The organism is Acinetobacter sp. WC-323 (genome assembly GCF_000314615.1).
Taxonomy (GTDB): Bacteria; Pseudomonadota; Gammaproteobacteria; order Pseudomonadales; family Moraxellaceae; genus Acinetobacter; species Acinetobacter courvalinii.
On the sequence record NZ_AMZS01000049.1, the window covers coordinates 26707 to 38884 of the forward strand.

Genomic DNA, 12178 nt, shown 5'->3' on the forward strand with positions numbered 1-12178 from the left:
GGAGACTTTTTATTTAAGTTGGGCCACCTGAACTAACGGGTTAATTTTATCATAATACTTTGTTTCAAAATCAAAAGGCGATACATAACCAATGCACTGTGTACACGCTTTTTATTGAACCAATCTACCCAATTTAATATCGCAAGTTGTACATCTGCTTTTCAATAGTCAATCACCTCAGTTTTGTATAAGCCATTCACCGTTTCAGCCAAAGCATTATCATAGGAATCACCAGTTGTACCGACTGATGCTCCTAAATTTGCTGCCTCTAACAGGAAAACGAATAGAAAGATATTGCACACCTCTATTTAAATCATGAATTACATTCTTTGGCATACATCGGTCACGTAATACTTGCTCCAGTGCATCAAGCACCATATCTCTATTCATCCGTGTTGATACTTTCCATCCAACAATTGCGCGTGAGAACACATCAATAATAAGGGCGGTATAGACCTAGCCTGAATTTGTTTGAATATAGCTGAAGTCTGCGACCTGACATACAAAAAGCACTGCTTCGCAAGGGTCAGGATGATCAGCACTAAAATTACGGTTCACCAAGCCAACTGCCCGTTTTTGGTCATCTCGTACAAAGCCTTTTCGATTTATAAAAAAATATTGTTCTTTTTTATACTATAGGGTACTATAGTATTAACACTAGCAAATAAGGAGGTCTGATGCCTAATCAGGTTGAAGACAAAAAAAAGATTCTTCTACGCGTCAGAAAGATCAAAGGTCAGACGCAAGCGATTGAAAAAGCGTTAGAAGACAATGTGGAATGTGGTGCAATTCTGCAACAAATATGCTCTGTGCGCGGTGCTATTAATGGTTTAATGAATGAAATGTTGGAGGTTCATTTAAAGGACACTTTAGTATCAGGTGAAACCACAGAACAACAACGAAAAGAAGAATTGGCTGAAATCGCCAAGATTTTAAAATCATATTTAAAATAGATCTGTATAAGGAATTATTCCATGAAGTCACGTGCTGCTGTTGCGTTTGGTCCTGGTCAACCTCTTCAAATTGTTGAAGTTGATGTTGCACCACCGAAGAAAGGTGAAGTATTAATCAAGATCTCCCATACCGGTGTGTGTCATACAGACGCATTTACTTTATCTGGCGATGATCCTGAAGGTGTTTTTCCCGCTATTCTCGGGCATGAAGGTGCTGGTGTTGTAGTTGAGGTTGGTGAAGGCGTGACTAGCGTCAAACCAGGTGATCATGTAATTCCACTTTACACTGCTGAATGTGGCGAGTGCGTATTCTGTAAATCTGGAAAATCGAACTTGTGTATTTCCGTTCGCGAAACTCAAGGTAGAGGCGTAATGCCAGATGGTACCACTCGTTTTTCCTACAACGGTCAACCGATTTACCACTATATGGGCTGCTCAACGTTCAGTGAATACACTGTAGTGGCAGAAGTATCATTGGCTAAAATCAATCCTGAAGCCAATCACGAACATGTCTGCTTACTGGGTTGTGGGGTAACAACGGGTATCGGTGCAGTACATAACACGGCTAAAGTACAAGAAGGTGATAGTGTTGCGGTCTTTGGTTTAGGTGGTATTGGTTTGGCAGTCGTACAAGCCGCACGTCAAGCTAAAGCAGGGCGTATTATTGTGGTTGACATGAATCCAGATAAATTTGCGCTGGCAAAAGAGTTTGGTGCAACGGACTTCTTGAACCCTAAAGATTACGATAAACCAATCCAGCAAGTAATTGTCGAAATGACTGGCTGGGGTGTAGATCATTCATTTGAATGTATTGGTAACGTGAATGTGATGCGTGCAGCCCTTGAAAGTGCACACCGTGGCTGGGGACAATCCGTAATTATTGGTGTAGCTGGCGCAGGTCAGGAAATCTCTACCCGTCCATTCCAACTGGTTACTGGTCGTAAATGGCTAGGTTCTGCCTTTGGTGGTGTAAAAGGTCGTACGCAACTTCCAGGAATGGTTGAAGATGCCATGAAAGGTAAAATTCAATTAGAACCATTTGTGACACATACGATGGGCTTGGATCAGATCAATGAAGCCTTTGATCTAATGCATGAAGGTAAGTCAATTCGTACTGTAATTCATTACGAATAATTGCGTCAGACCTTATACTTTTCCATGCATGTGCATCATGAATGACATGCATGGAATCCTCTAAAACGGCACATCATCTGTAAAACAGATCTATCTGTGTAGGCATCGTGTATAGGTTCAATAAACCTGCCTACATTTTAAATCTTTATCACTATTCTCTGTGGAGAATGTAAGACTCTTTGTTTACTTGATTTCTCATGAAGTCTTGCTCAACATAGGTAATTGATTATGGAAATAATTGAGAAGCATGCTTCTTTTGGTGGATCGCAAGAAGTGTATCGCCATCAGTCAATAGCATTAAACTGTTCAATGAAATTCTCAATATATCTGCCACCTCATGACAAAGATGAGCGGTTGCCAGTGTTATATTGGTTATCAGGATTGACTTGCAACGAACAGAACTTTATTACTAAAGCCGGAGCACAAAAGTATGCGGCTGAACATAAAGTCATTATTGTTGCACCAGATACCAGCCCACGTGGAGAGGATGTACCAGATCATGCAGATTATGATTTAGGCCAAGGCGCAGGATTCTATGTGAATGCAACACAAGCACCCTGGTCGCAGCATTTCAAAATGTATGATTATATTGTGGAAGAGCTCAGAAATCTGATTGACCTGAATTTTCCGACCAATCAAGTCCAAAGTATTATGGGTCATAGCATGGGTGGTCATGGTGCATTAGTAATTGGATTAAAAAATCCTGAGCTGTATAAAAGTATTTCTGCTTTTGCACCAATTGTTGCACCTAGCCAAGTACCTTGGGGGAAAAAGGCTTTTACACACTACCTAGGTGAAACCGAAACTTTATGGAAAAGCTATGATGCGATTGAATTAATCAAAAACGCTGAAGTTCATTTACCTATTTTAGTCGATCAAGGAACAGCTGATGATTTTCTTGAAGAACAGTTAAGGCCTAAGCTTCTTAGTGATATTTGTTTGGAACAAGAATATCCTCTTACACTTAACCTAAGAGAAGGGTATGACCATAGCTATTACTTCATTGCGAGCTTTATAGAGAAACATATAGAGTTTCACAGCAAATTCCTAGCTAAATAACTTTCATAGATATGAGGATGTACAATATTGTTCTTGAATGCTTCTTGAGCAATATAATTTCCAGATGAAGAGGTCAGCTTATAAAGCTAAGGTAGAGTCAATTGATCCTTATATAAATAAGATTGAATTTAATCATCTCATATCTTGATTTTTTGATTCAAATGTTAATGATATTAACTTGAATAAATTCATAGCATTATGTCGAAATAAAAACCTAAATTTTGGCTCAGCTATGGGAATTTTTTCTAACTTTTATACAACAAAACTTTCTGACATGCATACATTAGCAATGTCAGAATCAGTTTGAATTCTAATCAATTATGGAGTTTTAGTCATGCTTAAAACAGCTTTATATGTCCGTCTTGAAGCTAAACCGGGTAAAGAAGACGAAGTGGAAGCTTTTCTTAAAGCCGGTTTACCTATTGTAATGGAAGAACCTGCGACAGTTGCGTGGTTTGGCCTACGTCTTGGACCTACAACATTTGGTATTTTTGATGCATTTCCTGATGAGGCGGGTCGCCAAGCGCATTTATCTGGCAAGGTTGCAGCTGCGTTGATGGCTCAGGCCGAAGAGCTATTTTCAGAGCCACCGTCTATTGAAAAAGTAGATGTTTTGGCGAGTAAACTACCAGCTTAAACCGATGCTTAAATGTATGAGGGTGCTGTCTGAAATTTTGAATGTAAGGCAGCACTTCAACCCTATGATGTTTGTCAGAGGCTTTCTATTCAAGTTGGGCTACTTTATTTAATGGCTTAATCTCATCATTTACAAGGGTCAATATCCAAAACAGGGTAAATAAACAAATGCAACTATTTACACGCTTTATATTGAACCAATCTATCTAATTTACTGTCGCATTTGTACATCTGCTAAACCGTGCCAATCTGCTTTTAAAATATTTAATCATTGCTATTTTGTATGAGCCATTCACTGCTTTAGCCAATGCGTTCACGACCATGTCAGTAGTCATGCGTGTTGATACCTTCCATTCAACAATCGCTCGTGAAAATACATCAATAATAAAAGTGGTATAGAACAAGCCTGAATGTGTTTAACCATCACTAAGGTCGGCAAGCTGAAATAATTTTTATAAAAATAGACGACTGGTCTATTTTTGTGTATAGTTAGCACATAGTGCAGTCAAAAGCCGCAGTGTTGTCCAATTTTTTTAAAGTTTATTTGATGAATAACGGTGGTTTTTCAAATCAATTAGCTGATCATCCTAGGATAAAAATATGTTGAATTTTAACTTTTATAATCCGACTCGCATTATTTTTGGTGGCGATACAATAGCTAAAATCAATGACTATGTGCCTACAGAAGCAAAAGTATTAATGTTGTTTGGTGGTGAAAGTGCACGTAAGAATGGTACTTTAGCTGAGGTGCGTGAAGCATTAGGTGCAAGAGAAATTCATGAATTTGGCGGAATTGAGCCGAATCCGAGTTATGAAACCCTCATGAAAGCTGTAGAGCTGATTCGAGAACAAAAGATAGATTTCTTGATGGCTGTCGGTGGCGGATCGGTAATTGATGGTACTAAATTTATTGCAGCAGCAGTCAATTATACAGGGGATACATGGGAGATTTTAGAAACCCATGGTACTAAAATTACTCAAGCTTTGCCTTTTGCGAGTGTACTCACCCTTCCGGCAACTGGTTCAGAAATGAATAGCGGTGGGGTAGTAACCAGAAAATCGACCCAAGCCAAATTGTCATTTAACAGCCCCTATGTTTTTCCGCAATTTTCCGTACTGGATCCGAATAAAACTTTTAGCTTGCCGACGCGCCAATTAGCAAATGGCGTGGTCGATGCATTTGTTCATGTCATGGAACAGTACTTAACTTACCCTGTCAATGCACAAGTACAAGATCGTTTTGCCGAAGGTCTATTGCAAACTCTGATTGAGATTGGACCGAAAATCTTGGAAGATTCAGCAGATTATGACACGCGTGCGAATTTGATGTGGGCTGCTAGCATGGCACTGAATGGGCTAATTGGAGCTGGTGTACCACAAGATTGGTCAACTCATTTGATTGGGCATGAGCTCACGGCTTTACATGGTATTGATCATGCTCGTACCTTGGCCATTGTGTTGCCGGCCAATCTACAAGTGCGTCGTCAAGAGAAGCGAGAAAAATTACTACAGTATGCAGCTCGAGTCTGGCAGATTGTCGAAGGTGATGAAGAACAACGTATTGATACTGCTATTGCTCGTACTCGAGCCTTCTTTGAGCAACTTGGATTGCCGACTCGTCTTAGCGATTATGGACTGGGGGAGACAGATATTGAGATCATCATTACGCAACTTAAATCACACAATCTTACACAGCTAGGCGAACATAAAACTGTTTCATTAGAGATCAGTCGCCAAATTCTCGAGACGAGTATCTAAATAAGCGTATCTGTCATGGTCACGTTACACGACAAGTGATCATGCAACAATGCTCCTCAATCCTGAAAAATATCGGAGAAATAACATGAAAATTTTAATCGTTTTAACCTCACATGATCAACTTGGCAATACTGGTAAGAAAACAGGTTTCTGGCTAGAAGAACTTGCTGCACCGTATTACACCTTTATTGACTCTGGTGCTGAAGTTACGCTGGCGTCGCCTCAAGGTGGGCAGCCACCACTAGATCCGAAAAGTAATTTGGCCGATGCGCAAACTGAAACCACTCATCGTTTTGAAGCTGATCCAACTGCAATGCAAGCATTGGCACAGACGCATAAACTTAGCGAAATTTCTGTAGCTGATTATGATGCAGTGTTTTATCCAGGCGGGCATGGCCCATTGTGGGATTTAGCAGAAGATCCGATTTCAATTTCTGTGATTGAACAGGCGATTCAGTCTGGCAAACCTGTTGCAGCAGTGTGTCATGCCCCGGGTGTTTTTCGACATGTGAAAGCGAGTAATGGAGCGCCTTTAGTTAGCGGTAAATTAGTGACTGGTTTCACCAATACTGAGGAGGCCGCTGTAGGTTTGACTGAAATTGTACCATTTTTAGTCGAAGACATGCTTAAAGAAAACGGTGGTCATTATTCTAAAGTGGATGATTGGCAAGTATATGTTCAAGTAGATGGCTTGCTGGTTACTGGACAAAATCCAGCATCTTCTGCTGCAACCGCTACAGCATTACTTCAATTGTTGAAATAAAGAGTAGCTAGTCTCTGTTGTGGTGCTTAGCAGTGAATAAACTTCTGACTCTGAGCAACTGGCGCAATAAGCAAAATAACCCTCACTTAATGGTGAAGGGCCTGAGTGAATAGCTTTCCTTCCTTTATTTTTCTATATACAGGAAGGAAGGTTATTTTTTTTAATTTAGATCAATTAAGCCATGATGACTTGGATTCAATGAAATGAAAGACAGCAAACTTTTTCAAAACTTAAGCTTAGGCCCTTATGTTTTGCAAAACCGTATTGTATTGCCACCATTAACGCGGTCGCGTAGTACTCAGCCAGGGAATATTCCAAATGAACTGATGGCAACCTATTATCAACAGCGTGCCGGGGCAGGATTTATGGTGACCGAAGGTACGCAAATCGAGCCACGTGGTCAAGGCTATGCTTGGACTCCCGGTATTTACAGCCCTGAACAGATTGCTGGATGGCGTAAAGTGACGGAAGCAGTGCATGCTAAAGGAGGCATTATTTTTGCACAACTTTGGCATGTTGGGCGTGTTTCACATACATCTTTGCAACCCGATCACGCATCACCGGTCGCGCCCTCGGCTATTAGGGCTGATAGTAATGTTAAAGTCTTTATTGAAACCGGGCCCAATGCAGGGGCCTTGGCTGATCCTTCAATGCCACGTGCTTTAAGCAATGCAGAAGTTAAAGAATTAGTGCAACTCTATGCTCAAGCAGCGCGTAATGCATTGGCTGCTGGTTTTGATGGGGTTGAAATTCATTGTGCAAATGGTTATTTGGTAAATCAATTTATCTCTGCACATAGTAACCACCGTGAAGATGAATATGGTGGATCACTAAACAATCGTTTGCGTTTTTTACGTGAAGTAGTACAGGCAGTTGCTGAGGTGGTTGGTGCAGATCGTTTAGGAGTGCGTTTTGCCCCGCTATTTGAAAGTACAGAGGAAGATCGTGTTTATATGGGGTTGGTTGAAGATGATCCACATGTGACTTATATTGAAGCCATAAAAATACTTGAAGAAGTTGGGATTGCCTATTTATCGATTGCAGAAGCTGATTGGGATCATGCACCAGAACTTCCTCATAATTTTCGTAAAGATGTCAGAGACACTTTCAGTGGTCGGATTATTTATGCAGGTCGATATACGGCAGAAAGAGGGACTCGAATTTTAAAGGCAGGGCTGGCCGATTTAATTGCATTTGGACGCCCATTTATTGCGAATCCAGATTTACCCGATCGCATCGCCAATGGCTGGCCATTGAATGCAGTAGATGCAAGCACTATGTATGGTGGGACGGAAAAAGGCTATATTGATTATCCAGCTTACGCAGATTAATATTGACTAAGTGAGTTATTTTGCCAACCTTTGTGGTTGGCAAAATAAGGACTTAGGATTGCTGTTGCCAGCATAAATTCTTATTAAAACAAATTCTTAAAAATTTTTAGCTGTGTAATGAGCCAACCTGCCAGTGGGAAAGAAATCAGTTGCGTTACTGGCACTAATACTATGACTTCAATCAACACCATCATCGGGAAACTTTGATGCTGAGTAATTGGCTTTAATAAAGTGAGTACCAGTAATAGTGTGGGATATAAGCCTAAATATCCGACTAAAATACGAGTCATGAGGGCTTTAGGAGAAGAATTCATTGTGCGCTATACTCATGGATTGTAAATTAATCTAATAGCAACACATTAATAACTAATCATTGGGCTGCTGTCATTAATTATGTAATTGATATTTAATCTAAATTTTATCAATCTTCACTTTTTAATAGAAATTTAGTTGCTCTCAGAGCTTGATGTAATGGTGTTTTATCTTTTTGCAACTTACTCAGTAATGCTGCACCTAACCACATTTGGTAAAGTACTTGTGCCAACGTCGAGGCCTCAGTATTTGCTTGAATAGACTGATCCTGTTTTCCCAAATCAATTAAACCAGCAATACGTTGGATTACATCATCCACGCCAGCGGACATAATGGAACGCATATCTTCAGATAGATCGGCAACTTCTGCGGCAAGTTTCACAATTAAACAGCTATTCGCCCAACCACAGTGTGTTTCAGGATCTTCTATCCATAAATTAAAATACTCAATCAGCTTTTGATAAGGGGATTTATCGCTACGCCATACATCATTTAAACGGACTTGGTAATTATCCACATAATGCTGTACCAATTCACATCCGAAAGCTTCCTTGGATTGGAAATAATGATAAAACGAGCCTTTGGGGATCTCACAGCTCTGTAAAATTTCCTGTAATCCTACGCCAGTAAAACCTTTATGCAAAATCAGGTCTGAACTGGTGTTAAGAATGTGTAAGCGCTTCGCTTCAGACTTTTTAATAGGAGTAGGCTTCATATTAATTATTTACTCTATTGTAAAAAAAATAGACCAGTCGTATTGTTTTTTATTATAACTCATCTACAATGGATGTAAAGAAATTTTAATCATAATTTTTGATTATGAAGAGAAATACTTTTAAATAAAACATGGAGTTATATGTGTGAAAACAGTTATTAATCAACGCATCGTTTTAGCTAAACGGCCAGTGGGTGAGCCAAAACACAGCGATTTTCGTATTGAGCAAGTTGAGCTCAATGAACTTAAACAAGGCGAGATATTGTTAAAAACCATTTACTTGTCACTCGATCCTTATATGCGTGGTCGCATGAGTGATGCTCCCTCATATGCAGCACCGGTTGAAATTGGCGAAGTGATGGTCGGTGGAACAGTCAGTCAAGTGATGGCCTCTAAAAACCCAAAATTCAAAGAAGGCGAGTGGGTTCTTTCTGGAAATGGTTGGCAGGGCTACGCAATTTCTGATGGGACTGCATGTCAAAGCTTAGGTATGCAACCCGAACATCCATCTTGGGCATTGGGTATTTTGGGGATGCCTGGCTTTACTGCTTATATGGGGTTGTTGGACATTGGTCAGCCTAAAGCCGGTGAAACTTTAGTCGTTGCAGCTGCAACGGGACCTGTTGGTGCTACAGTTGGACAAATTGGCAAACTTAAAGGTTGTCGCGTGGTTGGCGTCGCAGGTGGGGCTGAAAAATGCCATTATGCAGTACAAGAACTCGGCTTCGATGCTTGTATCAATTATCATGATGAAAATTTTGCAGAACAATTACAACAAGCAGTTCCCAACGGTATTGATATTTATTATGAGAATGTAGGGGGTAAAGTGTTTGATGCGGTATGGCCATTGCTTAACTCTGCGGCACGTGTACCGGTGTGTGGTGTGGTTTCGCAGTATAACGCTACCGAGCAAGCACAAGGGCCAGACCGTTTACCTGGCTTTATTTCCACTCTTTTAAGAAAGCGTATTCGCATGCAAGGCTTTATTATTTTTGATGATTATGGCAATCAGTATCCGGAATTCAATCAGCAAATGTCTGAATGGTTGAAAGACAGAAAAATCAAATATAAAGAGCATATGGTGCAAGGTTTAGATAACACGATCAATGCTTTCAATGGTATGTTAAAAGGCAAAAACTTTGGCAAAGTGGTTGTAAAAATTTAAAAAAATAGGAATATTATGATTACACTACATCATTTAGATCAATCACGTTCTTTTCGCATTTTGTGGTTACTTGAAGAAATCAAGCAGCCCTATGAGCTGAAAAGCTATTATCGTGACTCAAGCACGCATTTGGCCCCTGAATCTTTAAAAAACATCCATCCTTTAGGGAAATCTCCAGTATTGGAATGGGATGGCAAAGTTATTGCAGAGTCAGGCGCAATCGTTGAGTTATTAATTCAGAAACTTGCGCCGCATTTAGCACCAGATATGGATGAACCTACCTATGTCGATTATCTACAGTGGATTCATTTCTCAGAAAGCTCTGCCATGCTGCCATTTTTATTAAAAACGTTTAATGCGATTGAAACCAAGCAGGGTACGAAGTTGGTATTTCTAGAAAATTATACTCAAGTTGAGTTCGATAAAGTATTCGGCCATTTAAATGAATATTTAAAAGATAAAGAATTTCTAGTGGCAGACCGTTTAACCGGTGCTGACTTTATGATGGGCTTTGGACTACATGCTTTAGTTTATCATATGGGACAAGGTGAAAATTATCCCCATATCCAACGTTATGTAGCAGGTTTAAGCCAACTACCTAGCTGGCAAGCCGCAGTACAAATTGAACAAAATGGTGTGAAAAGTCAAAAATAGCAAGATTGATTTTTTAAAGGCAATTTAGAAAAAGAATCGTGATTGTCAAGTACATCTAGTTATAAAATAAGCTGACACTTATTTAAATTAAACGCCTAATGAATTTCATCGGGCGTTCTCTATTTTAAAGATAAGGAATTACCATTATTTAAGACAAGTTTCGCCTATTCTTCCCATCAAATTCCTATCAAAAGAGTTTGAATATCACGACGGTTACGTTGAAAGATATAATCAACTTCTGAAAGAAAGAAACGTGACTAACGCACAGCAAGATTAAATTATTCCTCGGGGTATTAAACAAGTAAACTACATCATTTTACTAACATAAACGCATATACGTAAAAATCACGCCCCGTTTAACTGGCAATAGTTTTTGAACCCTTGTATAAAAGTTTAAACGAATCTAGCAAGTCTTTATTTAATGTTAATACTCATCCAGTATTGAGGTTTTTTATCTTTTCTTGCCTGTGATCTAGGTTGTAATACTCTAATTTCATACTCACCTGAAGCAGGTAAAATATAAATACCATTATCATCAAGCTTTGGAGAATATTCTCCAAGATTGATGGAGTCTTTTAATTGATTACCCCATAAGTAAGTTTCAACATTTCCTCCAGTCAACCTCACTTTTAACTTTTGCCCTTTTTTAGCATAAAATTTGTAGGAATCATACTTGTATCCATCTATCCTTCCGTAATAATTTGCAGAGTAAGCTTTTTTAGCAAACTTAACTACAACAGTCTTTCGTATATCATTGTTATCATTTGCAAGTGCGGCAGGGCTAAGCATAGTTAAAGTTAGGGTCATAAAAGCACCAGCTAGTAATTTCGTATTCGCTATTTTCATAAGGTTACCTTAATTCTTGTATCGCCCCTGACATAGTAACATAAGTAATAAGTAACCATGAATCATGGAACAGAACTGTGAATAGTCATAACATAGAGTTGCACTTCAAATGTTAATTTAAGACTTGCGAAATCAATGGTTAATTAATTGGTCACTAAGGAATAGCCAATCTATATATAAACTTTATTTAACAAATACTTATAAAAATATATGATGCGTATCATACGCATCATATATAAAGCGTTCTATTTTGATATAATTGATCCAATCAACCCCTTATTAGGTTTCATTTAAATTCCATGAGTCTTACTGATATTAAAGTTCGCCAAGCTCATTGCAAGGAAAAAACCTGTTTTTTATCCGATGAAGATGGGCTTAGCCTGAAGATTGAGCCGAGTGGAAGAAAATCTTGGTGCTATCGCTATACAGATCCACAAACTAAAAAACGTCGACGCATTCAGTTAGGTCTTTATCCTGATTTATCGCTGAAAAAGGCACGACAAGTCAGAGATGACTTTAAAGACAATAATTTCTGTTTTGAACATGATACTGCCTCTAATCTTATCACCTTTGGTAAGGTCGGGGAGGAGTGGTTACAGTTCAAACTGAAGAATGCCTTCAACGATCTACCCCGCTGTGGTGTACTACAGTTAGCAGAAAGATGCTTACAGCAAGATATTTATCCAGACCTTCAGGATTTACCTTTTCAAAACATCAAGCGCTATGACCTGGTTTCAGTAATCAAAAAAATAGAGGGACGCCAAGTAAAAGAACCTGTCAAAAAAGCTTGTAGTTATTTGAACCAAATTTATGACTACGCTGTAGCGATGGGTTATTGTGAGTTCAACATCG

General features: G+C 39.2%; 13 protein-coding genes and 2 pseudogenes. 10 read left to right on the plus strand and 5 right to left on the minus strand.

Annotated features, from left to right (window positions below; genetic code table 11):
• Positions 1-9: 9 nt before the first annotated feature.
• Positions 10-588: pseudogene (locus ACINWC323_RS19855) on the minus strand (DDE-type integrase/transposase/recombinase); the annotation flags it as partial.
• 89 nt (positions 589-677) lie between these two features.
• On the opposite strand from ACINWC323_RS19855, the gene ACINWC323_RS06565 reads away from it, so the two are divergent.
• The 4 genes from ACINWC323_RS06565 to ACINWC323_RS06550 all read left to right on the plus strand — a co-directional run bounded on the left by ACINWC323_RS06565 (position 678) and on the right by ACINWC323_RS06550 (position 3783).
• Positions 678-953 (plus strand): metal/formaldehyde-sensitive transcriptional repressor, encoded by a 276-nt coding sequence (locus tag ACINWC323_RS06565; protein ID WP_001133624.1) that lies wholly within the window; start codon positions 678-680, stop codon positions 951-953.
• Between the two features lie 21 nt (positions 954-974).
• Positions 975-2087: an S-(hydroxymethyl)glutathione dehydrogenase/class III alcohol dehydrogenase gene (locus ACINWC323_RS06560; RefSeq protein ID WP_000842149.1), complete on the plus strand. Its 1113-nt coding sequence runs from the start codon at positions 975-977 to the stop codon at positions 2085-2087.
• A gap of 228 nt (positions 2088-2315) precedes the next feature.
• On the plus strand, positions 2316-3146 hold the full coding sequence (gene fghA, locus ACINWC323_RS06555) for an S-formylglutathione hydrolase (RefSeq protein ID WP_000402510.1): 831 nt from the start codon (positions 2316-2318) through the stop codon (positions 3144-3146).
• A gap of 334 nt (positions 3147-3480) precedes the next feature.
• The gene (locus ACINWC323_RS06550; RefSeq protein WP_000920558.1) at positions 3481-3783 is read left to right on the plus strand and encodes a putative quinol monooxygenase; all 303 of its coding nucleotides are present in this window, start codon (positions 3481-3483) and stop codon (positions 3781-3783) included.
• 85 nt (positions 3784-3868) lie between these two features.
• Here ACINWC323_RS06550 and ACINWC323_RS20555 read toward each other — a convergent pair.
• Positions 3869-4198: pseudogene (locus ACINWC323_RS20555) on the minus strand (IS3 family transposase); the annotation flags it as partial.
• A 184-nt stretch (positions 4199-4382) separates the two neighbouring features.
• Between ACINWC323_RS20555 and ACINWC323_RS06545 the strand changes: the two are divergent.
• From ACINWC323_RS06545 to ACINWC323_RS06535, 3 genes are all read left to right on the plus strand, one after another.
• The gene (locus ACINWC323_RS06545; protein WP_000931663.1) at positions 4383-5540 is read left to right on the plus strand and encodes an iron-containing alcohol dehydrogenase; all 1158 of its coding nucleotides are present in this window, start codon (positions 4383-4385) and stop codon (positions 5538-5540) included.
• Between the two features lie 85 nt (positions 5541-5625).
• The gene (locus ACINWC323_RS06540) at positions 5626-6303 is read left to right on the plus strand and encodes a type 1 glutamine amidotransferase domain-containing protein (RefSeq protein ID WP_000697979.1); all 678 of its coding nucleotides are present in this window, start codon (positions 5626-5628) and stop codon (positions 6301-6303) included.
• Between the two features lie 203 nt (positions 6304-6506).
• Entirely contained in the window at positions 6507-7634 is a 1128-nt protein-coding gene (locus ACINWC323_RS06535) for an alkene reductase (protein ID WP_000655283.1), read from the plus strand.
• Positions 7635-7717: 83 nt separating this feature from the next.
• Here ACINWC323_RS06535 and ACINWC323_RS06530 read toward each other — a convergent pair whose 3' ends face one another.
• Together ACINWC323_RS06530 and ACINWC323_RS06525 are read right to left on the minus strand one after the other, a co-directional pair.
• Positions 7718-7948, minus strand: coding sequence for a hypothetical protein (locus tag ACINWC323_RS06530; protein WP_001088959.1), 231 nt, complete (start codon positions 7946-7948; stop codon positions 7718-7720).
• Between the two features lie 107 nt (positions 7949-8055).
• Complete coding sequence (locus ACINWC323_RS06525; RefSeq protein ID WP_000805351.1) at positions 8056-8661, minus strand: TetR/AcrR family transcriptional regulator; 606 nt, start codon at positions 8659-8661, stop codon at positions 8056-8058.
• 145 nt (positions 8662-8806) lie between these two features.
• Between ACINWC323_RS06525 and curA the strand changes: the two genes are divergently transcribed.
• Complete coding sequence (curA, locus tag ACINWC323_RS06520) at positions 8807-9826, plus strand: NADPH-dependent curcumin/dihydrocurcumin reductase (RefSeq protein ID WP_000859510.1); 1020 nt, start codon at positions 8807-8809, stop codon at positions 9824-9826.
• Positions 9827-9841: 15 nt separating this feature from the next.
• Positions 9842-10480 carry a glutathione S-transferase family protein gene (locus ACINWC323_RS06515; protein WP_000631290.1) on the plus strand — a complete coding sequence of 213 codons (639 nt, stop codon included), beginning with the start codon at positions 9842-9844 and terminating at the stop codon, positions 10478-10480.
• A gap of 414 nt (positions 10481-10894) precedes the next feature.
• On the opposite strand, the gene ACINWC323_RS0119230 is transcribed toward ACINWC323_RS06515, so the two are convergent.
• On the minus strand, positions 10895-11326 hold the full coding sequence (locus ACINWC323_RS0119230) for a PPC domain-containing protein (RefSeq protein ID WP_000684953.1): 432 nt from the start codon (positions 11324-11326) through the stop codon (positions 10895-10897).
• A 299-nt stretch (positions 11327-11625) separates the two neighbouring features.
• On the opposite strand from ACINWC323_RS0119230, the gene ACINWC323_RS06510 reads away from it, so the two are divergent.
• The coding region (locus tag ACINWC323_RS06510) for an integrase arm-type DNA-binding domain-containing protein (RefSeq protein WP_009513454.1) at positions 11626-12178 on the plus strand (553 nt) is incomplete at its 3' end.

Excerpts from the sequence above, each read along its gene's own strand:
- ACINWC323_RS06565 (WP_001133624.1), top strand. The coding sequence starts at position 678 with ATGCCTAATCAGGTTGAAGACAAAAAAAAGATTCTTCTACGCGTCAGA.
- ACINWC323_RS06560 (WP_000842149.1), top strand. The coding sequence starts at position 975 with ATGAAGTCACGTGCTGCTGTTGCGTTTGGTCCTGGTCAACCTCTTCAA.
- fghA (WP_000402510.1), top strand. The coding sequence starts at position 2,316 with ATGGAAATAATTGAGAAGCATGCTTCTTTTGGTGGATCGCAAGAAGTG.
- ACINWC323_RS06550 (WP_000920558.1), top strand. The coding sequence starts at position 3,481 with ATGCTTAAAACAGCTTTATATGTCCGTCTTGAAGCTAAACCGGGTAAA.
- ACINWC323_RS06545 (WP_000931663.1), top strand. The coding sequence starts at position 4,383 with ATGTTGAATTTTAACTTTTATAATCCGACTCGCATTATTTTTGGTGGC.
- ACINWC323_RS06540 (WP_000697979.1), top strand. The coding sequence starts at position 5,626 with ATGAAAATTTTAATCGTTTTAACCTCACATGATCAACTTGGCAATACT.
- ACINWC323_RS06535 (WP_000655283.1), top strand. The coding sequence starts at position 6,507 with ATGAAAGACAGCAAACTTTTTCAAAACTTAAGCTTAGGCCCTTATGTT.
- ACINWC323_RS06530 (WP_001088959.1), bottom strand. The coding sequence starts at position 7,948 with ATGAATTCTTCTCCTAAAGCCCTCATGACTCGTATTTTAGTCGGATAT.
- ACINWC323_RS06525 (WP_000805351.1), bottom strand. The coding sequence starts at position 8,661 with ATGAAGCCTACTCCTATTAAAAAGTCTGAAGCGAAGCGCTTACACATT.
- ACINWC323_RS06515 (WP_000631290.1), top strand. The coding sequence starts at position 9,842 with ATGATTACACTACATCATTTAGATCAATCACGTTCTTTTCGCATTTTG.
- ACINWC323_RS0119230 (WP_000684953.1), bottom strand. The coding sequence starts at position 11,326 with ATGAAAATAGCGAATACGAAATTACTAGCTGGTGCTTTTATGACCCTA.